At 73.1% G+C, this 21,930-nt stretch carries 19 protein-coding genes; 15 read left to right on the forward strand and 4 right to left on the reverse strand.

Annotated features, from left to right (window positions below):
* Window positions 1-66: 66 nt before the first annotated feature.
* Complete coding sequence (locus B207_RS40370) at window positions 67-234, reverse strand: hypothetical protein (protein WP_018640400.1); 168 nt, start codon at window positions 232-234, stop codon at window positions 67-69.
* Window positions 235-498: 264 nt separating this feature from the next.
* Between B207_RS40370 and hemW the strand changes: the two genes are divergently transcribed.
* From hemW to B207_RS0130100, 15 genes are all read left to right on the forward strand, one after another.
* Complete coding sequence (gene hemW / locus B207_RS0130030) at window positions 499-1,728, forward strand: radical SAM family heme chaperone HemW (RefSeq protein ID WP_018640402.1); 1,230 nt, start codon at window positions 499-501, stop codon at window positions 1,726-1,728.
* A gap of 244 nt (window positions 1,729-1,972) precedes the next feature.
* Window positions 1,973-2,992, forward strand: a complete 1,020-nt coding sequence (gene hrcA, locus B207_RS0130035; RefSeq protein WP_018640403.1) for a heat-inducible transcriptional repressor HrcA — start codon at window positions 1,973-1,975, stop codon at window positions 2,990-2,992.
* Entirely contained in the window at window positions 2,992-4,134 is a 1,143-nt protein-coding gene (dnaJ, locus tag B207_RS0130040) for a molecular chaperone DnaJ (protein WP_026311587.1), read from the forward strand. Before hrcA ends, dnaJ begins: the two co-directional genes overlap by 1 nt.
* Window positions 4,135-4,181: 47 nt before the next feature.
* Window positions 4,182-4,925: a 16S rRNA (uracil(1498)-N(3))-methyltransferase gene (locus B207_RS0130045; protein ID WP_018640407.1), complete on the forward strand. Its 744-nt coding sequence runs from the start codon at window positions 4,182-4,184 to the stop codon at window positions 4,923-4,925.
* Window positions 4,926-5,057: 132 nt separating this feature from the next.
* Window positions 5,058-6,092 (forward strand): PhoH family protein, encoded by a 1,035-nt coding sequence (locus B207_RS0130050; RefSeq protein ID WP_018640409.1) that lies wholly within the window; start codon window positions 5,058-5,060, stop codon window positions 6,090-6,092.
* Between the two features lie 22 nt (window positions 6,093-6,114).
* Window positions 6,115-6,594, forward strand: a complete 480-nt coding sequence (gene ybeY, locus B207_RS0130055; RefSeq protein ID WP_018640410.1) for an rRNA maturation RNase YbeY — start codon at window positions 6,115-6,117, stop codon at window positions 6,592-6,594.
* A gap of 15 nt (window positions 6,595-6,609) precedes the next feature.
* Window positions 6,610-7,998 carry a hemolysin family protein gene (locus B207_RS0130060; protein ID WP_018640411.1) on the forward strand — a complete coding sequence of 463 codons (1,389 nt, stop codon included), beginning with the start codon at window positions 6,610-6,612 and terminating at the stop codon, window positions 7,996-7,998.
* A gap of 4 nt (window positions 7,999-8,002) precedes the next feature.
* A complete protein-coding gene (locus tag B207_RS0130065) occupies window positions 8,003-8,395 on the forward strand; it encodes a cytidine deaminase (protein ID WP_018640412.1) in 393 nt (130 codons plus the stop codon).
* Window positions 8,395-9,312 (forward strand): GTPase Era, encoded by a 918-nt coding sequence (gene era / locus B207_RS0130070; protein WP_018640413.1) that lies wholly within the window; start codon window positions 8,395-8,397, stop codon window positions 9,310-9,312. The genes B207_RS0130065 and era overlap by 1 nt, the downstream gene beginning before the upstream one ends.
* 106 nt (window positions 9,313-9,418) lie before the next feature.
* Complete coding sequence (gene recO / locus B207_RS0130075; RefSeq protein WP_018640414.1) at window positions 9,419-10,144, forward strand: DNA repair protein RecO; 726 nt, start codon at window positions 9,419-9,421, stop codon at window positions 10,142-10,144.
* Window positions 10,145-10,333: 189 nt separating this feature from the next.
* Complete coding sequence (locus B207_RS0130080; protein WP_018640415.1) at window positions 10,334-11,131, forward strand: isoprenyl transferase; 798 nt, start codon at window positions 10,334-10,336, stop codon at window positions 11,129-11,131.
* Window positions 11,124-11,579, forward strand: coding sequence for an antibiotic biosynthesis monooxygenase family protein (locus B207_RS36345; RefSeq protein WP_018640416.1), 456 nt, complete (start codon window positions 11,124-11,126; stop codon window positions 11,577-11,579). Before B207_RS0130080 ends, B207_RS36345 begins: the two co-directional genes overlap by 8 nt.
* Window positions 11,580-11,624: 45 nt before the next feature.
* The gene (locus tag B207_RS36350) at window positions 11,625-14,678 is read left to right on the forward strand and encodes a glycine--tRNA ligase (RefSeq protein WP_018640417.1); all 3,054 of its coding nucleotides are present in this window, start codon (window positions 11,625-11,627) and stop codon (window positions 14,676-14,678) included.
* Window positions 14,679-14,736: 58 nt separating this feature from the next.
* Window positions 14,737-15,423 (forward strand): YdcF family protein, encoded by a 687-nt coding sequence (locus B207_RS0130095; RefSeq protein WP_018640418.1) that lies wholly within the window; start codon window positions 14,737-14,739, stop codon window positions 15,421-15,423.
* A 409-nt stretch (window positions 15,424-15,832) separates the two neighbouring features.
* Window positions 15,833-17,716 carry a transketolase gene (locus B207_RS0130100; RefSeq protein ID WP_026311590.1) on the forward strand — a complete coding sequence of 628 codons (1,884 nt, stop codon included), beginning with the start codon at window positions 15,833-15,835 and terminating at the stop codon, window positions 17,714-17,716.
* Between the two features lie 79 nt (window positions 17,717-17,795).
* Here B207_RS0130100 and B207_RS39300 read toward each other — a convergent pair whose 3' ends face one another.
* The 3 genes from B207_RS39300 to B207_RS0130115 form a co-directional block, all read right to left on the reverse strand.
* On the reverse strand, window positions 17,796-18,977 hold the full coding sequence (locus B207_RS39300; RefSeq protein WP_035743049.1) for an ABC transporter ATP-binding protein: 1,182 nt from the start codon (window positions 18,975-18,977) through the stop codon (window positions 17,796-17,798).
* Between the two features lie 92 nt (window positions 18,978-19,069).
* Window positions 19,070-20,608, reverse strand: a complete 1,539-nt coding sequence (locus B207_RS0130110) for an ABC transporter permease (RefSeq protein WP_154675729.1) — start codon at window positions 20,606-20,608, stop codon at window positions 19,070-19,072.
* Between the two features lie 188 nt (window positions 20,609-20,796).
* Window positions 20,797-21,786, reverse strand: coding sequence for an iron ABC transporter substrate-binding protein (locus tag B207_RS0130115; protein WP_407671486.1), 990 nt, complete (start codon window positions 21,784-21,786; stop codon window positions 20,797-20,799).
* Window positions 21,787-21,930 lie beyond the last annotated feature (144 nt).

Consider the following 21,930-nt stretch of genomic DNA (forward strand, 5'->3'; position numbering starts at 1 on the left):
TCGGGGTCGGGTAGGCGCACCGTTCTCTGTGTGCGCCGGTGGCGTGGGCTGGGGTGACGGTCGCGGTCAGGCGGAATCAGGTGCCGGGTTCATCCGGGGGATACGGATCGGTTCGGTGACCGGTTCTGCCTGGGCGAAGCCGAGGGCCAGGACGGATCCCGACCGGTACTCCGTGGTTCGTGGCGGCAGCAGTTCCTCGATGGTCACGACTCCGCTGGTGAGCTCCTCCTGCATACCTGGATCATTTCGTACCCACCTCGACTGATCCATGACCAATTGCCCATGGTTTGGCCCTACGATTGTCAACGAACCGCAAACGCGGGGTCCCGGCCCGGGTGGTGTCCGTCGGTGCCGCGGATGGCGCATTCGGGCGGCGCGCGGCGCACCTTGTCTGATACTGGTCCAGACGTAGTCCGGTACCGCCCGGATGACACCCATGAGACCAGTTGACAAACATAGCGTTGCGGTCTCGGCACTCGTTGGGAGCACACTGGGGTCATGCCATCCAAGCCTCTCGAAGGGGCGCCGGCGCCCGTCGACGGCGCGCTCCCCGACGCCGTGCTCGCCGGCGTCGGCACCCGGACGTTCGGCGTGTACGTGCATGTCCCGTACTGCGCGGCCCGTTGCGGGTACTGCGACTTCAACACCTACACCCCGGCCGAGCTCGGCGCTGGTGGTCAGGGTGGGGCCGCCTCCTTCGTCGACTCGATCGCGACCGAGGCCCGCCTCGCCCGGGCTGTGCTGGGTGAGCGCGAACTGCCCGTGTCGACGGTCTTCGTCGGCGGCGGCACCCCGACCCTGCTCCCGGCCGCCGACCTGGCGAAGGTGCTGCGGATCCTGGACGACACCTTCGGGCTGGCCGCCGACGCGGAGGTCACCACCGAGGCGAATCCGGAGTCCGTCGACCTGCCCGCGCTGGAGCATCTGCGGGCGAGCGGGTTCACCCGCATCTCGCTGGGAATGCAGAGCTCCCGTCCACACGTGCTCGCCGCGCTGGATCGCCAGCACACTCCCGGGCGGGTCCCGGAGGTCGTGGGCTGGGCCCGTCGGGCCGGGTTCGACCAGCTGAGCCTCGACCTGATCTACGGTGCGCCAGGTGAGTCCGAGTCCGACTGGGCGGCCAGCCTGAGCACGGTGATCGAGCTCGAACCGGACCACGTCAGCGCCTACTCGCTGACGGTCGAGGAGGGGACGAAGCTCTCCCGCCGGGTGCGCCGCGGCGAGCTCCTGGAGCCGGACGACGACCTGCTGGCCGACCGCTACCTCCAGGCGGATGAGACCCTCGCCGCCGCCGGGCTGCTCAACTACGAGATCAGCAACTGGTCCCGGGACGCGTCCTCGTGGTGCCGGCACAATCTGGGCTACTGGCGCGGCGACGACTGGTGGGGCCTGGGGCCGGGCGCGCACAGCCATGTCGGTGGGGTCCGGTGGTGGAACGTCCGCCATCCGACCGAGTACGCGACGAGGGTCGGCGCGGGACGGAGCCCGGCTGCCGCCCGGGAGGTCCTGGACGCCACGGCGCGGCGGGTCGAGCGGGTGATGCTCGGGGTCCGGCTGGTCGAGGGGCTCGTGGTGGACGCCCTGTGCGAGCGCGGGGTGGCGGCCGCGCACGAGCTGGCCGCGGACGGCCTCGTCATCGGACCGGAGCTGGCGGCAGGCCGGGTGGCGCTCACCCGGCGTGGCCGGCTGCTGACCGACACCGTGGTCCGTGCCCTGTTGCCCGACTGATGCCCTGCCGCCCGCCCGGCGACCAGCTCCCGCCCAGCGACCGTCCATGCGCTGGGCGGGGTCGTGCCCGCGGCGGCGGGTGCGCTGTGGCCGGAAGGCCTGTCTGCTCACGATGGCTGCCACGACCTGGGTAGGAAGCTACACTTGGCACTCACGGTGGCAGAGTGCCAGGGCAGGGTGACCGGCCCGGTACGCGTCGCCAGCCCCGCCTGGCTGACGGAACCGGCGAAGGGGGTGCGGTCACGTGCTTGAAGAACGGCGCCTGGAGGTCCTGCGGGCGATCGTCGAGGACTTCGTGCTCAGCAACGAGCCGGTGGGGTCCAAGATGCTGGCCGAGCGGCATGCCCTCGGGGTGTCGCCTGCCACGGTGCGTAACGACATGTCCGCCCTGGAGGAAGAGGGCTATATCACGCAGCCACACACCAGCGCCGGTCGCATCCCGACGGACAAGGGCTACCGACTGTTCGTGGACCGGCTGTCCGGGGTCAAGCCGCTGTCGCGCGCCGAGCGCCGGGCCATCCAGAGCTTCCTGGAGGGCGCGGTCGACCTCGACGACGTGGTCCGCCGGTCGGTGCGGCTGCTCGCCCAGCTCACCCGGCAGGTGGCGGTGGTGCAGTACCCGTCGCTGTCGTCGAGCAGCGTGCGGCACATCGAGATCGTCACGCTGAACCCGAACCGGCTGCTTCTCGTCCTCATCACCGACACCGGCCGGGTCGAACAACGGGTGGTGGAGATCCCCACCCCGGTCGACGACGGGGTCGTGGGGGAGCTGCGGAGCCTGCTCAACGGGTCACTGCGGGGCCGGCGGATGGCCGACGCCACCGAAGCCGCCGCCGACCTGCCCGACTCCGCCCGGCCCGACCTGAGGCCGCACCTGACCACGCTGACCACGGTGGTGCTGGAGGCGTTGCTGGAGCGGCAGGAGGAGCGGGTCGCGCTGGCGGGCACGGCGAACCTCACCCGGGCCTCGGTGGACTTCGCCGATTCGCTGCGGTTCATCCTGGAAGCACTGGAGGAGCAGGTGGTGCTCCTCAAACTGATCGGTTCAGCCCGGGAGACCGGTACTGTGACGGTGCGCATCGGGCGCGAGACGGACGTCGACGCCCTGCGGTCGACGTCCGTGGTCGCCACCGGGTACGGTCTCGGCCCGGCGGTGCTGGGCGGAATGGGAGTAGTCGGCCCGATGCGGATGGACTATCCGGGAACGATGGCGGCCGTGAGGGCCGTCGCCAAGTACGTGGGTGAACTCTTGGGTGCCGACTGATGGCAGTGGATTACTACGCGACACTCGGTGTGCGGCGTGACGCCACCGGTGACGAGATCAAGCGGGCCTACCGCAAGCTGGCGCGCGAGCTCCATCCGGACGTCAATCCTGATCCGGAGGCGCAGCAGCGGTTCAGGAACGTGACGAACGCCTACGAGGTCCTTTCGGACCCCGAGAAGCGTCAGATCGTCGACCTCGGCGGTGACCCGCTCGCGCCCGGTGGTGGCGCGGCCGGCGCCGGCTCGCCGTTCGGGGCGGGCTTCGGCGGCCTCGGCGACATCATGGACGCGTTCTTCGGCGGTGGCGCGAGCCGCGGGCCGCGCTCGCGGGTCCGGCGCGGCAACGACGCGCTGCTCCGGCTGGAGCTCGACCTGGCCGAGACCGCCTTCGGCGCGACGCGGGACATCACGGTCGACACCGCGGTGGTGTGCGCGACCTGCTCCGGGGCGGGCGCGGCGCCGGGCACACAGCCGTCCACCTGCTCGACCTGTCACGGCCGTGGCGAGGTCCAGCAGGTGACCCGCTCGTTCCTCGGGCAGATGGTGACCTCGCGGCCGTGCCCGCGGTGCTCCGGCACCGGCACGGTCATCGAGCACCCGTGCCGGGACTGCTCCGGCGACGGCCGGGTCCGCAAGCGCCGCACGCTGACCGTGAAGATCCCCTCGGGGGTCGAGGACGGGATGCGCATCCGCCTGTCCGGAGAGGGCGAGGTCGGTCCGGGCGGAGGCCCGCCCGGGGACCTGTACGTGGAGGTCTCCGAGCGGCAGCACGCGGTCTTCACCCGGGAGGGTGACGACCTGCACTGCGATCTGCGACTGCCGATGACGGCCGCGGCGCTGGGCACGATGACGACGCTGGAGACGCTCGACGGCTCCGAGACGATCACGGTGAAGCCGGGTACCCAGCCGGGCGAGGTGATCAGGCTCGCCGGGCGGGGTGTCCCGCATCTGCGCGCGGTCGGGCGAGGCCACCTGCACATCCACATCGTGGTCGAGACGCCGACGAAGCTGGACGCGGAGCAGGAGCGGCTGCTGCGCGAGCTGGCCAAGCTGCGCGAGGAGGAGACCCCGGCGGTGGTGGGCGGGGCCTCCGGTGGTTCGGGTCTGTTCTCCCGACGCCGCAGCGGGCGGCGTAGCCGCTGACCGCGCCGGTCTTCCACCTGGACCCGCTGCCCCCGGCCGAGGTCTTCGTGCTCGGTGGCGCGGAAGGCCGGCACGCGGCCACGGTGCGGCGGCTGCGGGCCGGTGAGCGCCTGGACGTGACCGACGGTGCCGGTACGGCGCTGGAATGTGAGGTCCGCTCGGCCGGCCGCGACGAGTTGGAGTGCGTCGTCCTGCGCCGCAGGTCGGTCGGGCTCCCGTCGCCGCGGCTGGTCGTGGCGCAGGCGCTGGCCAAGGGTGACCGCGGCGAGCTGGCAGTCGAGATGATGACCGAGGTCGGCATCGACGAGATCGTGCCGTGGGCGGCGTCCCGATGCGTGGTCCGTTGGGACGGCGAGCGCGGTGAACGGTCGCGGGCCCGGTGGACCCGTACGGCGCGGGAGGCCGCGAAGCAGTCCCGCCGGCTCAGCTGGCCGGAGGTCGGCGGGCTCGTGACAACCCGGCAGCTCGCCGAGCGTGCCCGGCGCTCCGCGCTCGCCGTCGTCCTGCATGAGACGGCGTCGACGCCGTTGGCCGGCCTCGCTGTGCCGGTGCACGAGCAGGCGGTCGTGCGGGAGCGGGAAGGCCTGCGGGAGCAGGGGGGCAAAGTCGAGCCGCGGGAGATCCTGCTGGTCGTCGGGCCGGAGGGCGGGGTCGCGGACGACGAGCTCGCCGCATTCACGGCCGCCGGCGCCATCGCTGGTCGGCTCGGCCCGACAGTGCTGCGGACGTCCACCGCGGGTGTCGTGGCGGCCGCCCTGGTACTCGCCGACATCGGCCGCCTGGCCGGATAGACTGGGTTGTCACCAGCACCATGACGTCGTGAGCACCACGGTGTAGTGCGCCTGTGGGTTCCGCCGTCGTCTGAGGGCGACCTTCGTCCCAGTCCTGAAGTGAGAGGTACGCCGGCCCGCGCGGCCGTACACATGCCCGAATCCGAAACCCCCCCCGACTCCCGGGTCACCACGCGCATCGTCGTCCCCGGCCCGCACAGCATGGTGAGTCTGCTCGGTCATCAGGACCAGCTGCTGCGCGTGATCGAGAAGGCCTTCTCGTCCGACATCCACGTGCGGGGCAACGAGATCACGATCACCGGTGATCCGGCGGAGAACGCGCTTGCCGCCAGGTTGTTCTCCGAGCTCGTCGCGCTGCTGGACGCCGGAACCGAGCTGAGCCCCCAGCATGTCGACCACTCGGTGGCGATGCTGCGCAGCGGCGAGGGGGAGCGGCCCGCCGAGGTGCTCACCCTCAACATCGTGTCCAACCGCGGCCGGACGATCCGGCCGAAGACGCTGAACCAGAAGCGCTACGTCGACGCGATCGACCAGCACACCATCGTGTTCGGGATCGGTCCGGCGGGCACCGGCAAGACCTATCTGGCGATGGCCAAGGCCGTCCAGGCGCTGCAGTCGAAGAAGGTCAACCGGATCATCCTCACCCGGCCGGCGGTGGAGGCCGGCGAGCGCCTCGGCTTCCTGCCCGGCACGCTGTTCGAGAAGATCGACCCTTACCTGCGCCCGCTCTATGACGCGCTGCACGACATGATCGACCCGGATACCATCCCGCGCCTCATGCAGAGCGGGACGATCGAGGTCGCACCACTGGCCTACATGCGCGGCCGCACGCTCAACGACGCGTTCATCATTCTCGACGAGGCGCAGAACACCTCGCCGGAACAGATGAAGATGTTCCTGACCAGGCTCGGCTTCGGCTCGAAGATCGTCGTCACGGGTGACATCACGCAGGTCGACCTGCCCTCCGGCACGCACAGCGGCCTGCGGGTGGTCCGCGAGATCCTCGACGGCGTGGGTGACGTGCACTTCGCGGCGCTGACCAGCACTGACGTCGTGCGTCATCGGCTGGTGAGCGACATCGTCGACGCCTACGCGCGCTGGGACGCCGCGAGCCCGGCCCCCGCCGAGACCCGGCCGGCCCGGGCCACCCGCCGGGAGCGCCGGTGAGCGCGGCGGGAGGGAACGTCTGATGGCGGTCTTCGTCGCCAACGAGTCGGGTGTGACGGACTTCGACGAGGTCAGGCTGGCCGCGCTCGCCAGGTTCGTCCTCGACACGATGAAGGTCAACCCGCTGGCGGAGCTGTCGGTGATGCTCGTCGAGATCGACGCGATGACCGACCTGCATGTCCGGTACATGGGTGAGGAGGGGCCGACGGACGTGCTGGCCTTCCCCCAGGACGAGGCGTTCGAGCCGTCGTGGTCGGAGTCGGTGGAGGAGGACCCGACCACCCTGCTCGGCGACGTCGTCCTGTGCCCGGAGGTGGCCCGCCGGCAGGCCGCGGGGGCCGGTCACGACATGGAGCGCGAGCTGCATGTCCTGTGCACGCACGGCATCCTGCACCTGCTCGGCTACGACCACGCCGAGCCGGAGGAGGAACGGGAGATGTGGAAGCTCCAGAACAGCCTGCTGGCCTCCTGGGACACCGCGGCCGGCGCCGCCACCTCCTGAGGGGCCCGGTCCGTCATGGCAACCGGTGATCTCCTGCTCGTCCTCATCGCCGCCGTCGCCGCGCTCGCCGCGGCGGGGCTCGGCGCGGTCGACGCGGCCCTGACCCGGGTCTCCCGGGTCAGCGTCGACGAGTTCGCCCGGGCCGGCAAGACGGGTGCCGCGAACCTCGCCCGGGTCGTCGCCGACCCCGGGCGCTTCCTCGCCCTGCTGCTGTTGCTGAGGATCGTCGGCGAGATGGCGGCTGCCGCGTGCATCACCGTGCTGGCCGTGCACGCCTACGGCGCGGGTTTCGCCGCCGTCGGGCTCGGCGCGCTGGTGTCCACCCTCGTCGCCTACATCCTGGTCGGGGTGATGTTCCGAACCCTCGGCCGGCAGCACGCCCCGGCGGTGTCACTGGCGACCGCGGGGCTCACCATCCGGCTGGCGAAGGTCTTCGGGCCGCTGCCGCGCCTGCTCATCGCGTTCGGCAATGCCGTCACGCCGGGCCCGGGCTACCGCGACGGCCCGTTCGCCTCCGAGGCGGAGCTGCGGGACCTCGTCGACCTCGCCGAGGAGAACGACGTCATCGAGCCGGCGGAGCGCGACATGATCGCGTCGGTGTTCGAGCTCGGCGACACCCTCGTGCGCGAGGTCATGGTGCCGCGCCCCGACATGGTCTTCATCGAGTCCGACAAGACGGTGCGGCAGGCGGTCTCGCTCGCCCTGCGCAGCGGCTTCTCCCGCATCCCGGTGATCGGCGAGAACGTGGACGACGTCGTCGGGATCGCCTTCCTCAAGGACATGGTCGGCTGGGAGCGCGAGGGCCCGCAGGACAGCCGGGTCGCGCAGATCATGCGGGCGCCGGCCCTCGTCCCGGAGAGCAAGCCCGCCGACGACCTGCTGCGCGAGATGCAGGCCTCCCGCACCCACATGGCGGTCGTCATCGACGAGTACGGCGGCACCGCCGGACTGGTGACCATCGAGGACATCCTCGAGGAGATCGTCGGCGAGATCACCGACGAGTACGACTCCGCCGCGCCGCCGGTCGAGTGGCTCGACAAGGACACCGCCCGGGTCACGGCCCGCCTCGACGTCGACGATCTCGCCGAGCTGTTCGGCATCGACGAGGTGCCCGAGGCCCACGACGTCGAGACGGTCGGCGGCCTGCTCGCGACCGTGCTCGGCCGGGTGCCCATCCCCGGCGCCACCGCCGACATCGCCGGGCTGCGGCTGTCCGCCGAGCGGGCCGCCGGTCGGCGCAACCAGATCGGCACCGTCGTGGTCCAGCGGCTTTCCCCCACCCCCCGCGGCCAGGACGGCAGCGGGGACGGCGCGGGTCGGCCGGCCACCGGCAGCACCGGGGAACCGGCCGGCACGGGCGAGAAACCCGGCGCCACCGCCCGGGATCCCCAAGCAGAGAGGTGACATCGTGACGTCGTCGACCCCCCCTCCCGGCCCGGCCGGGCTCGTCCTGGAGGCGGAGGACACCAAGCTGGTGGTGCTGGCCCGCGCCGCGCGGCTGCGCGCCTACACCCCGGCGGGGCAGCCCGCCGAGGGCGCCGCGGTGCGCGACACCGACGGCCGGACCTACGCCGCCGCCACCGTCGCGCACGCCCGGCCCGAGCTCGTGACGTCGGCGCTGCGGGCCGCGGTCGTGGCCGCGGCGTCCAGCGGCGCCCGGCGCTTCGAGGCCGCCGCGGTGGTGACCGACGCCGCCGAGCCCGGTGCCGACGACCTGGCGCTGCTCGCCGAGTTCGGCGCGGGTGTGCCCGTGTTCCTCGCCGGTCCGGACGGCGTCGCGCGCGACCGGGTGTCGAGCTAGTGGACCTGGCGACCGACTTCCGCTCGGGCTTCGCCTGCCTCGTCGGGCGTCCCAACGCGGGCAAGTCCACGCTCACGAACGCCCTGGTGGGAACCAAGGTGGCGATCACCTCGGGACGTCCCCAGACGACCCGGCACGCCATCCGCGGGATCATCCACCGGCCGGACGCCCAGCTCATCCTGGTCGACACCCCGGGTCTGCACCGCCCGCGCACGCTGCTCGGGCAGCGGCTCAACGACGTCGTCCGCGCGACGCTGTCCGAGGTCGACGTGATCGGCTTCTGCATGCCGGCGGACGAGCCGCTCGGGCGCGGGGACCGTTTCATCGCGGAGGAGCTGGGCCGGCTGGCCCGGCGCACCCCGGTGGTCGCGATCCTCACCAAGGTCGACAAGGTCGGTGACCCGGACCGGGTGGGCGCCCGGCTGCTGGAGGTCACCGGGCTCGGGGACTTCGCCGAGATCGTGCCGGTGAGCGCGGTGTCGTCGTTCCAGGTCGGCACACTGGCCGACGTCCTCGTCGCCCGGCTGCCGGAGGGCCCCCGGCTCTACCCGGAGGGCGAGCTGACCGACGAGCCGGAGCAGGTCATGGTCGCCGAGCTGGTCCGCGAGGCGGCACTGGAGGGCGTGCGGGACGAGCTGCCGCACTCGCTGGCCGTCGTGGTCGAGGAGATGATCCCGCGGGCGGACCGCCCGGCGGACAGACCGCTGCTCGACGTGCATGTCAACGTCTTCGTCGAGCGACCCAGCCAGAAGGCGATCATCATCGGCGCCGGCGGGTCCCGGCTGCGTGACGTCGGCACCCGGGCCCGCACCCAGATCGAGGCGCTGCTGGGCACGCCCATCTACCTCGACCTCCACGTCAAGGTGGCCAAGGACTGGCAGCGGGACCCGAAGCAGCTCCGCCGGCTCGGTTTCTGAAAGCGCCGGCGCCCTCGGTTCCGGAGGCGCCGGCGCGCCGCGCATCGGCGACGGAAGGCGGCCCGCCAGGCCGTCAGGGCAGGCATGTAACCATGGGAACGTGCCGGTGTATCGCGATGAGGGCGTCGTCCTGCGGACGGCGCCCTTCGCCGAGGCGGACCGCATCGTGACTGTGCTCACCCGGCGTAACGGCCGGGTGAGGGCGGTGGCCAAGGGAGTCCGGAAGACGTCCTCGCGTTTCGGCGCGCGGCTGGAGCCGGGTACCTATGTCGATCTGCAGTTGCACGAGGGCCGTTCGCTGGACACGGTCACCCAGGCCGACATCCTCGCTCCGTACGGCGCGACGATCGCCCAGGAGTACACGCGGTACACGGCGGCGGCGGTGATGCTCGAGACCGCGGAGCGGCTGACCAGCGAGGAACGCCAGCCCGCCTTCAGGCTGTTTCTGCTGCTCGTCGGCGGCCTGCGTACGCTTGCGTCCGGTGAGCGGCCGCCGTCCCTGGTCCTGGACGCGTTCCTGCTGCGCTCACTCACGGTTTCCGGATACGGAATGGCCCTCGACGAATGCGCGCTCTGTGGCGAGCCCGGACCGCACCACTCGCTGTCCGTTCCGGGCGGCGGCGTAGTGTGCCCGGAATGTCGACCGCGCGGTGCGGCGTCGACGTCTCCGGCCGCGGTGCGGCTGCTGGCCGACCTTCTTCACGGCGACTGGGACGGCGCGGAGGCGACGGACGTCCGTACCCGCCGGGAGGCCGGGGGGGTCGTGGCCGCCTACCTTCAGTGGCACCTCGAACGGGCGCTGCGCGCCCTGCCGCATCTTGAACGGACGTGAGGGTCACGGGCATGTGTGGCCGGAGGGCGCGGAGGCGGTGTCCCGGGTCGGGCACGGGCGTGCGTGGCGGGCGAGGGGACCGGGTGAGGAGCGGGACGGGATGTGTGCTGCGAGACCGGTGGTCCGGGTGTCCCCGGGCCGGCGGGGGTCGGTCGGTGAACCGCCGGCCCGGACGAGAGGATGTCGGCTGTGAGCCTGCGTGAAGAGGTGGGCAGGCGGTACCGCGATCCGCGTCCCCATCCGTCCGGAGCGCTGCCGCCGGCGTTGCCGCCGGCCCTCGTCCCGCGCCATGTCGGGATCGTCATGGACGGGAACGGGCGCTGGGCGAAGCTGCGCGGCCTGCCACGTACCAAGGGTCACGAGGCCGGCGAGGACGCCCTGTTCGACTGCGTCGAGGGTGCCATCGAGATGGGTGTCCGCTGGCTGTCGGTGTACGCCTTCTCGACGGAGAACTGGAAGCGCTCACCGGACGAGGTCGCGTTTCTGATGCGCTTCACCGACGGTGTGTTCGGGCGGCGGATCGAGGACATGCACTCGCTCGGAGTGCGGGTGCGCTGGGCCGGCCGGCGGCCGCGGCTGTGGGGGAATGTCATCCGGCGGCTGGAGTCCGCGGAGGAGCGGACCCGGGACAACGACCGGCTCACGCTGGTGATGTGCGTGAACTACGGTGGGCGCGCGGAACTCGCGGACGCCGCCGCGGCGATCGCCCGCGACGTGCGCGCCGGCCTGCTGCGCCCGGAGCGCATCAACGAGGAGACCATCGCGCGCTACCTGGACGAGCCCGACATGCCGGATGTCGACCTGCTGATCCGGACCTCGGGGGAGCAGCGGCTGAGTAACTTCCTGCTCTGGCAGGCGGCCTATGCGGAGTTCTCGTTCGTGCCCACCCTGTGGCCTGATTTCGACCGCCGCGACCTGTGGCTGGCCTGCGAGGAGTACGCCCGCCGGGATCGTCGCTACGGCGGCATCGTCGCCCACCGTGCCTGAACACGAGGCTGTCCGGCCGCCGGCGGCCGCCGGCGGGCCGGGCGCGCCGGTGGTGGCGGTCCTCCGGTTCGACGTGCCCGAACCGGCACGGGCCGGCTTCGCCGCGGCCGGGGAGCGGGTGCTGGCCGCGCTGGCCGCACAGCCCGGCTTCCGGTCGGGCCGGGTCGGCCGGTCCGTCGACGAGCCGGCCGCCTGGCTGCTGGTCACGGAGTGGTCCGGTCCGGGGGCCTGGCGGCGGGCGCTGTCCGGGTTCGACGTCCGGTGCGAGCTGACACCGCTGCTGGGCTGGGCGCAGGACGCGCCGGGCGCCTTCGAGGTGCTGCACGAACGCGAGACGGGCGGGCCCGCGCTCTCGCACGGGTCGGCCCGTGCGCCCGACGCGGACACCGCCGTGCCGGGCGCCGGCTCGCGAGGCTGGGCGGGCGGTAGCGGCACCGCCACCCGGTAGCCTCGGCGGGGTAACACCCGATCACGAGCTGCCGAGGCTGCCCCGATGCTGACCATGCAGGACGCCCTGCTGACGTTGACCCGCTACTGGACCGAGCGCGGCTGCATGATCGTGCAGCCGTTCAACACCGAGGTCGGTGCCGGTACCTACAACCCGGCGACCATCCTGCGGGTGCTGGGCGGCGAGCCGTGGCGGGTGGCCTACGTGGAGCCCTCGGTGCGCCCGGACGACTCGCGCTACGGCCTCAACCCGAACCGGCTCCAGACGCACACCCAGTTCCAGGTGATCCTCAAGCCGGATCCGGGTGACCCACAGGAGCTGTACCTGGGCAGCCTGCGTGCGCTGGGGGTCGACACCGCGGCACACGACGTCCGCTTCGTCGAGGACAACTGGACCTCGCCGGCCCTGGGCGCCTGGGGCCTGGGCTGGGAGGTGTGGCTGGACGGGCAGGAGATCACCCAGTTCACCTACTTCCAGCAGGCCGGCGGCCAGTCGCTCGACCCGGTGAGCGTCGAGATCACCTACGGCATCGAACGGATCATGATGGCGCTGCAGGAGGTCCGGCACTTCGCCGAGATCGCCTACGCTCCCGGGGCCTCGTACGGGGAGGTGTTCGGCCAGGCCGAGTTCGAGATGTCGCGGTACTACCTGGACGAGGCCGACATCGACGCGGTCCGCCGGATGTACGGCGAGTTCGCCGCGGAGGCCCGCCGGCTGCTCGACGCCCGGCTGCCGGTCCCGGCCCACTCGTACGTGCTGAAGTGCTCGCACGCGTTCAACATCCTGGACTCCCGCGGCGCCGTCTCCACCACCGAGCGGGCGACCTCGTTCGCCCAGATGCGGGGGATGTCCCGCGAGGTCGCCACGCTCTGGCGGGAGCGGCGGGTCGAGCTGGGCAGCCCGTTGGGGGAGACCCCCCGGCCGGCGCCGGCCGTTCCCGCCGCCGTCGACCCGGCGGCGGTGCCGTCCGGCCCGGCGACGCTGCTGTTCGAGATCGGCACGGAGGAGCTGCCCGCCGCGGAGGTCGGCCGCCAGACCGAGGCTGTCCGGGCGGCACTGGTCGAGCGGCTGGCGGGCACCCGCCTCGCGCACGGCTCCGTGCTGGTGCGGGGGACCCCGCGGCGCATCGTCGCCGTCGTCGAGGAGGTCGCCGTCCGGGAGCCCGACGTCGAGCAGGTCGTGCGGGGCCCGCGTCGTTCGGCGGCCTATGACGCGCAGGGCGAGCCGACGAAGGCGGCCACCGGGTTCGTGCGCGGGCAGGGCGCCGCGGTGGCCGACCTGACCGTCGTCGAGCACCGTGGCGTCGAGCATGTCGCCCTGGTGCGCACCGACACCGGCCGGCCGGCGATCGAGGTCCTGGCCGAGGTGCTCGGCGCCGTCCTGACCGGTCTGCGGTCCGAGCGGAACATGCGCTGGAACGACCCCGAGCTGTCCTTCAGCCGCCCGGTGCGCTGGGTGGTGGCGTTGCTCGGCGGATCGGTCGTCCCGGTCGCCGTGTCCACGCTGGCGGCCGGCACGACGTCCCGCGGCCACCGGCGTGCCGGGTCGCCGCCGATCGAGGTGCGCGGCGCCGACGGCTACGCCGAGCTGCTAGCCGCCAGCTCCGTCCTGCTCGATCCGGCCGCCCGCCGGGAGCTGATCGTCGACGAGGCCACGAAGCTGGCCGCCGAGCAGCACGGCGTGATCGACCTCGAGCTCGAGGCGGACGTCATCGACGAGGTGACCAACCTCGTCGAGTACCCGCGCCCGGTGCTCGGCTCCTTCGAGCGGCGCTACCTCGAGCTGCCGCCGGAGATCCTCACGACGGTGATGCACAAGCACCAGCGTTACCTCGCGGTGCGGGACACGGCCGGGGCGCTGCAGCCGTGCTTCGTCACGGTGGCGGACGGAGCGGTCGAGGTCCCGCTGGTCCGCGCGGGCAACGAGGCCGTGCTGCGGTCCCGGTTCGAGGACGCGGCGTTCTTCTTCGACGCCGACCTCAAGGTGCCCCTGGCGACCTTCCGGAAGGGGCTCGCGAAGCTGACCTTCGAGCAGCGGCTCGGCTCGGTCGCCGACCGGGCGGACCGCATCGCGGCTCTCGCCGGCCGGCTCGCCGACAGGCTCGGCAGCTCCGCCGGCGCCGGCCTGTCCGCACTCGACCGGGCGACCCTCGACCGTGCGGGCGAGCTGGCCAAGTTCGACCTCGCCACCCAGATGGTGATCGAGCTGTCCAGCCTCGCCGGGACGATGGCCCGCGAGTACGCCCGCCGCGCCGGCGAGCCCGAGGCCGTCGCCGTGGCGCTCTACGAGATGGAGCTGCCGCGTCGTGCCGGCGGGACGCTGCCGCGGACCGTCCCCGGTGCGCTGCTCGCCCTCGCCGATCGGCTCGACCTGCTCACCGGGCTGTTCGCGCTCGACGCGGCGCCGACCGGCAGCTCGGACCAGTTCGGGCTGCGCCGGGCCGCGCTCGGTGTCACCGCGATTCTGGCGGGGCGTCCCGAGCTCGCGGGTCTCACCGTGGCGGACATGCTGGCCGAGGCGGCGAAGCTCCTCCCGGTGCCCGTGTCGGAGACCGCCCTGGAGCAGGCGGACGCGTTCGTGCGCGGCCGCTTCACCCAGCAGCTGCTGGACGCGGGAGCCGACCACCGGCTGGTCGGCGCGCTGCGCCCGCTGACCGGGCGGCCGGCCCGCGCGGCCTCGACCCTGCGGGAGCTGCGCACGCTGGCGGACAGCCCCGACTTCGCCCGGCTCGCCGCCGCGGTCGGCCGGGTCCGCAGGATCGTCCCGGCCGAGGCCGCTCCGGGCATCGTGATCGGCGATCTCGTCGACCCGGCGGACCACCGGCTCGCCCAGGTCGCCACCGAGCTGTCCCGTCAGCTGGTCGTGCGCAGCTCCGGGCGGGCGCCGGAGCTCGCGGACTTCGTCGCCGTGGCGGGCCAGCTGCCGGAGGCGGTCGAAGCGTTCTTCGACGCCGTCATGGTGATGGCCGACGATCCGGCCGTGCGGGCGGCCAGGCTGGGGCTGCTCGCCGAGATCCGCGACGTCGCCGCCGAGGTGCTCGACTGGGACGCGCTCGGTACTCTCCCGATCACGCTGGCGGGGCCTGCCGACGGCACCTGAGGGTGCGGGATGTGGCCGGGGGGTTTGAACAGGTCCGTTGCGGCTAACGTGACATCGCGTGGACCTGTCCCCTCGGCGGTTTCTGCCCCGTCCGCCCTCGGCGTCCTGGTTCCGGGTGCCCTGGTGGCGTTGGACCCTGCGGGTCGTCCTGATGGTCGTCATGCTGCTGGCAGCCGGATCCGTCGCGACCTTCGGGCAGGTGTGGTGGGTCGGTCGGGACGACGACCGTCGGGTCTCCGACGCGCTGATCGTGCTGGGTGCCTCGCAGTACGACGGCCGCCCGTCGGCCATCCTCGCGGCCCGGCTGGACCACGCACTGGAGCTCTACCGGGCCGGCGTCGCGCCCCGGGTGATCACCGTGGGGGGCAACCAGCCGGGCGACCGGTTCACCGAGGCGGAGGCCGCCGCGACCTACCTGCGTGACCACGGCGTGCCGGCGGGTGCGGTGATGGCTGTCCCGCAGGGCCGGGACACGCTGTCGTCGCTGACCGCGGTGGCCGGTCTGATGGACAGCCGGCAGTGGGGGTCCGCGGTGGTGGTGACCGACCGCTGGCACAGCCTGCGTTCCCGTGCGATCGCGACGGATCTGGGGATCGAGACGGTGACGTCCCCGGCGACGAAGGGCCCGGCGAACCGCGGTTTCGGGACCCAGGTCCGTTACATCCTCCGCGAGGGCATCGGCTACCGCTTCTACCAGCTGTTCCACCGGGCCTCCCCGGCCGGGGCCCATACTCCGGCCGTCTGATGTTCAGGCCCTCTGATGTTCAGGCCGTCTGACCCCGCGGGCCGGCACCCCCGTCCGGGCGACGGCACGCGCTGCCGGTGGTGACCACCGCCACCCGCGGGCCACCGGACCCGGGCCCGCCGGGGCGTTCGACCTCCGGCCGGGTGCCGCCGGGGTGTCGCCGGTGTGACGAAGGCCGGCTTTCCGCTGGTGTGACAGGCCCTGCGTGCTGGTACGGTTCGGATCGCGGAGTGACGGGGTAGTGCGACAGGCGTCAGGCGCCGGGTCGGCCGGCCCGCGGCACAGACGACACTCGACCTGCGTGGGGCCGCGTCACGACGGCTGCGGTGTCAGCCGGCGGCGCCGGCTGGCCTCACCGGCCCGACCAGGACGACCGAAGACCAGCACAACGCTGACGAAGGAGACTGGTGTGGCAACTCCCGTGTCCGAAGTGGTTGGAGTCGCCGACCTGGAGACGGTTCGGGAACTCGCGCAGCAGCTGCGCGTCGACTCGGTACGCAGCAGCACCTCGGCGGGCTCCGGCCATCCGACATCCTCCATGTCCGCCGCGGACGTCATGGCTGTGCTGCTCGCGCGGCACCTCCGCTACGACTGGGACAACCCCGACGATCCCGCGAACGACCATCTGATCTTCTCCAAGGGGCACGCGTCGCCCCTGATCTACTCGATGTTCAAGGCCGTCGGCGTGGTCTCCGACGAGGAGCTCATGACCGGCTACCGCCGGTTCGGTCACCGCCTGCAGGGCCACCCGACGCCGATCCTGCCGTGGGTGGACGTCGCGACCGGCTCACTGGGCCAGGGCCTGCCGGACGCCGTCGGGGTCGCGCTCGCCGGCAAGTTCCTGGACAAGGCGCCCTACCGGGTCTGGGTGGTCTGCGGCGACAGCGAGATGGCCGAGGGCTCGATGTGGGAGGCGCTGGACAAGGCCTCCTTCTACGGCCTGTCGAACCTGATCGCCATCGTGGATGTCAACCGGCTCGGCCAGCGCGGGCCGACGGAGCTCGGCTGGGACATGGCCGCCTACGCCCGCCGGGTCGAGGCCTTCGGCGCCCGCGCCGTCGTGGTCGACGGCCATGACCTGGGTGCGATCGACGCCGCCCTCGCCGACGCCGAGGACGCGGCCCGACCGACCGTGATCCTGGCCCGTACCCGCAAGGGGGAGGGCTTCTCCGAGGTCGCCGACGTCGAGGGCTGGCACGGCAAGCCGCTGACCGGCGACATGGCCGAGCGGGCGATCATCGAGCTGGGCGGCGAGCGCAACCTGCGCGTGCGCGGCCCGGTGCCGCCCGCCGACATGACGCGGGCGAAGCACCAGGCCCGCCCGGCGTTCACCCTGCCGACCTACGAGCTCGGCGCCAAGGTCGCCAGCCGGCGGGCGTACGGCCAGGCCCTGGCCGCGATCGGGGCGTGGACGGACGTGGTCGCCCTGGACGCGGAGGTCAGCAACTCGACCTACGCCGAGGACTTCACCAAGGCCCATCCGGACCGGTTCTTCGAGATCTTCATCGCCGAGCAGCAGCTGGTCGCGGCGGCGGTCGGGCTGTCGGTGCGCGGCTACGTCCCGTTCGCCTCGACCTTCGCGGCGTTCCTGTCCCGGGCGTACGACTTCATCCGGATGGCGGCCATCTCGCAGGCGGACATCCGGCTCTCCGGGTCGCACGCCGGCGTGGAGATCGGCGCCGACGGCCCGTCCCAGATGGCGCTCGAGGACCTCGCGATGATGCGGGCGGTCGGTGGGTCGACCGTGCTGTACCCGAGCGACGCGACGTCCACCGCGAAGCTGGTCGAGGTCATGGCCGGTCTGCGCGGTGTCAGTTACATGCGGACGACCCGTGGCGCCTACCCGGTTCTCTACGGGCCCGACGAGCAGTTCGTGCCAGGCGGCTCCAAGGTCCTGCGCAGCTCGGACGCCGACACCGTCACGCTGATCGGCGCCGGCGTCACCCTGCACCACTGCCTGGCCGCGGCGGACGTCCTCGCCGGTGAGGGCGTGTCGGCCCGGGTGATCGACCTGTACTCGATCAAGCCGGTCGACGCCGCGACCCTGGCCGAGGCCGCGCGGGCGACCGGCGGCCGGCTGGTCGTCGCCGAGGACCACTACGCCGAGGGCGGCATCGGCGGCGCCGTGCTGGAAGGGCTCGCCAGCGCCCTGCGGGACGGCGACGTCTCCGTGCGGCTCGCCCACCTGTCGGTCACCGAACTGCCCGGGTCCGGTACGCCTGACGAGCTGCTGGACTTCGCCCGCATCTCGACCCCGCACATCGTCGAGGCCGCGCGGGGCCTGCTTCGCTGATCACCGCGCACGACCGCGGGCCGCCCGCGCTGGTCGCCACCAGCGCGGGCGGCCCGCGGTCTGCCGGGTGCCCCGGACGTCACGGGGACGGGTCGGGCCAGAGCCGCGCGGTGCTCCGCAGCGTGGCGAGCACCTGGTCACCGACCTCGAAGGCGGGCTGATCGGTCGCCACCCCGGTCCGGGCGCGCAGCTGCGCGGGGGATCCCCCGTCGTCCTGGAAGTCGAGGGTGACCAGCACCTCGTGGCCGCGGAACTCCCGGGCGACGACGCGGGCGACGCGACCCGGCCCGATCCGGGTGGCGTCCGCGAGATCCGGGTCGCTTCCCGGGTCGCTTCCCGGGTCGGTGGTGGATGGTCTCCCGGTACGCAGGTCCGTCGGCGCGGCCGTGACCGCGACCTGTTCGGGCCGGACGAGCACCGTGACCCGCGCCGGTCGGCCGCCGCAGGTGCCCGGGCCGGGCGCGGTGATGCCCGTCGCGGCGGCGTCGGCAGCGGCCACGGGGACCGTGCCCAGCGGTGTGCGGACCTGGTCGCCGTCCCACCATCCGCGCACCAGCGCGGCCTCGCCCACGAATCCAGCCACCCACGGGTCCGCCGGCCGCGTGTAGACCTGGTGCGGCGGGCCGACCTGGACGATCCGCCCCGCCCGCTGCACCGCCACCAGGTCGGCCATGCCCAGCGCCTCGTCCTGGTCATGGGTGACCAGGATCGCGGTGGTCCCGTCGGCGAGCAGCGCCGCGCGCACCTCGCGGCGCAGCACAGCGCGCAGCCCGGCGTCCAGCGCGGTGAACGGCTCGTCCAGCAGGACCAGAGCCGGGCGGGGCGCGAGGGCGCGTGCGATCGCGACCCGCTGCTGCTGGCCTCCGGAGAGCTGGTGCGGCATGCGGTGCTCGAAGCCCTCCAGTCCCACCAGCGCCAGCACCTCGGAGATCCGGCTGGAACGGCGGGCGGCGTGGTCCAGCCCGAAGCCGACGTTGCGGGCGACGTCGAGGTGCGGGAACAGCGCGCCTTCCTGCGGCACGACAACGGCATGCCGATGGTGCGGCGGAAGGTGGACTCCGCGTCCGGCGACGGTCCTGCCCAGGACGCTGATCTCGCCCGCGTCCAGGCGCTCGAAGCCGGCGACCGCCCGCAGCAGGGTGGTCTTCCCGCAGCCGGACGGGCCGAGCACGGCCATCAGCGAGCCCGCCGGCACGTCGAGGTCGAGGCCGTCGAGCGCCCGGACCGAGCCGAAGCCGCGTACCGCCCCGCGAATCCTCAGCGCCGGCGGGTCCCCGCCCGGGCCGGGGCCGGCGAGCGGGGCTGACCGCTCCGGCCGCTCCGGCCGGGGCGAGCGCGCTGGTCGGCTGCGGCTCAACGGAGCACCCCCGTTCCGCGCTCGGCCAGCACGCCGGTGCGCCGGGCCAGCAGCCAGGCGGGTCCGGCCGAGACCATCAACAACAGGGCGGCATACGGGGTCGCCGCCGCGTAGGCCGCCACGCTCGTCTGCGTCCACAGCTCGGTGGCCAGCGTGTCCATGCCGGTCGGGCGCAGCAGCAGGGTCGCCGGCAGCTCCTTGACACAGGCGATGAAGACCAGCGCGGCGCCGGACGCGACGCCGGGAAGCATCAGCGGCAGGGTCACCCTGCGCAGTACACCGAGCGGGCGCGCCCCCAGGGAGGCGGCGACCTCCTCGAGAACGGCCGGCGCCTGCGCGGCTGCCGCGGCGATGCCGGCCACGGCAAGCGGCATGAACAGCGCGGCGTAGCCGAGCGCGAGCAGCCAGGTGCTCTGGTAAAGGGGATAGGCGACGTTGACGCCGAAGAAGACCAGCGACAGGCCGATCACGACTCCGGGCAGCGCGTGGGAGAGATAGGTCAGCCGCTCCAGCAGCGCCGACAGGCGCCCGGGCGCGCGGACGGCGAGCAGGCCGACCGGCAGGGCGAGGGCCGTGGTCAGTGCCGCGCCCGCGCCGGCCAGAGACAGCGTCGCACCCGTGGCGCGTGCCACCTCGCCCAGGGCGCCGGGTTCGGAGACCCCGCTGGCCAGCCGCCGCGCCAGGTTCACCGCCGGCAGGCCCAGAGCCAGCGCGGACAGTCCGGCCATGGCCGTCGCGGCCGGCCACCTGGCCCGTCCCAGGCGTTGCCGCGGATGTGGCCGCCGGGCACCCGAGCCGAGCCGGGTGTAGCGAGCCTGTCTCGTGCGCGTCGCGCTCTCCGCACCCAGGACGACCACGGTCAGCCCGACCAGTGCCGTGGACAGCATCACCGCGCCGGTCCGGTCGAAGCCCAGATCGAAGGTCACGAAGACCGCCCGGGTGAACGTGTCCGTACGCAGGATGGACACCGCCCCGAAGTCGGACAGTACATACAGCGCGACCAGCAGCGCGCCTGCGCTGACCGCCGGGCGGATCTGCCCGAGTGTCACCGCGAGACCGGTGCGCAGCGGGCCCCGCCCGAGCGACGCCGACACCTCCTCCTGCGCGGGGTCCGCCCCGACCAGGGCTGCTGTCACCGGCAGGAACACGTAGGGGTAGCAGCACAGCGTCAACACGAGCGCCGCCGGCCAGAACCCCTCCAGCCCACGGAACGTCGACACCCAGGTGAAGGCGGCGATGTAGGTCGGCACCGCGAGGGGGAGCGCCGCCAGCACGGCGAAGGCGCGCCGGGCCGGCAGATCGGTGCGGGTGACGGCGACGGCCGAGCCGACACCGAGTACCACACAGCTGACGGTGACCACCGCGGCCAGCGCCAGACTGCGCGCGGTCAGCTCGGCCACGCGTGCGGTCAGCACCGTGTCGGCCCATCGGGCCCAGCCCGGCTCGACCGCGCGGACCAGCAGGTAGACCAACGGGAGCACCGCCACCGCCGCCGCGCCCAGCGCCGCCAGGGACAGCGCCGGCCGACGCGGCAGCGGCAGCCGGATGGGCGCCGCCCCCGCCGCCGGCCTCCCGATCGGCTCGGCAGCCCGCGGCTCGGCAGCCCGCGGCTCGGCAGCCCGTGACTCGGCAGCCCGCGGCTCGGCAGCCCGCGGCTCGGCAGCCCGTGACTCGGCAGCCCGCGGCTCGGCAGTCCGCGGCTCGACAGCCCGTGACACGGCGCTCAGGGGGTCAGGCCCGAGGCCTGGATGAGAGTGATCGTCTTCTCCAGGTCGTCGAGGTCGTCGAGGTCGATGTCCGGGGCGGTCAGTTCGTCCAGCGCGGGCAGGCCGGCCGGGCCGGCCACCCCCGCCGCGACGGGGTACTCGAAGGTCCGCTCGGCGAAGTACCGCTGCGCCTGCGGCCCGAGAAGGTAGTCGACGAACGCCCGTGCCTCGGGGTCGTCGGCCGCCGTGGCGAGGACGCCGACCCCGGCGACGTTGACCAGCGCACCGATGTCGCCACCCGGGAAGAAATGCAGGCGGGCGTCGAGCTCGTCCGGCCTGACGCCGCGCTCGGCGGCGAGTTCACCGGCGTAGTAGTGGTTGATCAGGCCGGCGTCCAGCCGACCGGCGTCGACCTCCTCGAGGACCGCGACGTTGCTGTCGCGGATCTGCGGCTCGTTGGCCGCGAGCCCGGCCAGGAACTCCCGGGCGCGGTCCTCCCCGTGCAGCACCGTCATCGCGGTGACGAACGCCTGGAACGACGCGTTGGTCGGCACCACTCCGAGCCGGCCGCGCCACTGGGGCTCGGTGAGCTCGAAGACCGACGCGGGCAGCTCTGCCTCGGGCACCGCTGCCTCGTTGTAGACCAGCACCCTGGACCGTGCCGTGACTCCGACCCACACACCGTCCGTGGAACGGAAGCCCTCCGGTACCGCCGACAGGTCCTCGGCGGGCAGCGGAGCGAACAGGCCCTTCTTGGCCACGGCGCCGAGGGCGCCGGCGTCCTGGGCGAGGAAGACGTCGGCTGGGGAGCGGTCACCCTCTTCCAGCAGCTGCGCCGCCATCTGGGCGGTGTTGCCGTACCGGACGTCGACGTCGATGCCGGTCTCGGCCGTGAACTGTTCGAGCAGCGGCGCGATCAGCTGCTCGTTGCGGCCGCTGTACAGGGTGAGGGACTCCCCGCCCCCGTCCTCGCTGCCGCAGGCGGCCAGGGCCGTGACGGCGAGCAGGGTGACGACGAGCGCAGCGCGGGAGGCGGGCCGCGGCCGGCGCCGGAAGCGGCCGTGTCGTGCGGTCGACCCAGGCGGGACGTGGTCGTGTGTGGGCACGCGGAATCCAGGCATGGCTGAGGTCCTCTTGATGAGACGTGCTGG

Origin of the sequence: Parafrankia elaeagni (assembly GCF_000374165.1) — a bacterium.
GTDB lineage: Bacteria > Actinomycetota > Actinomycetes > Frankiales > Frankiaceae > Parafrankia > Parafrankia elaeagni.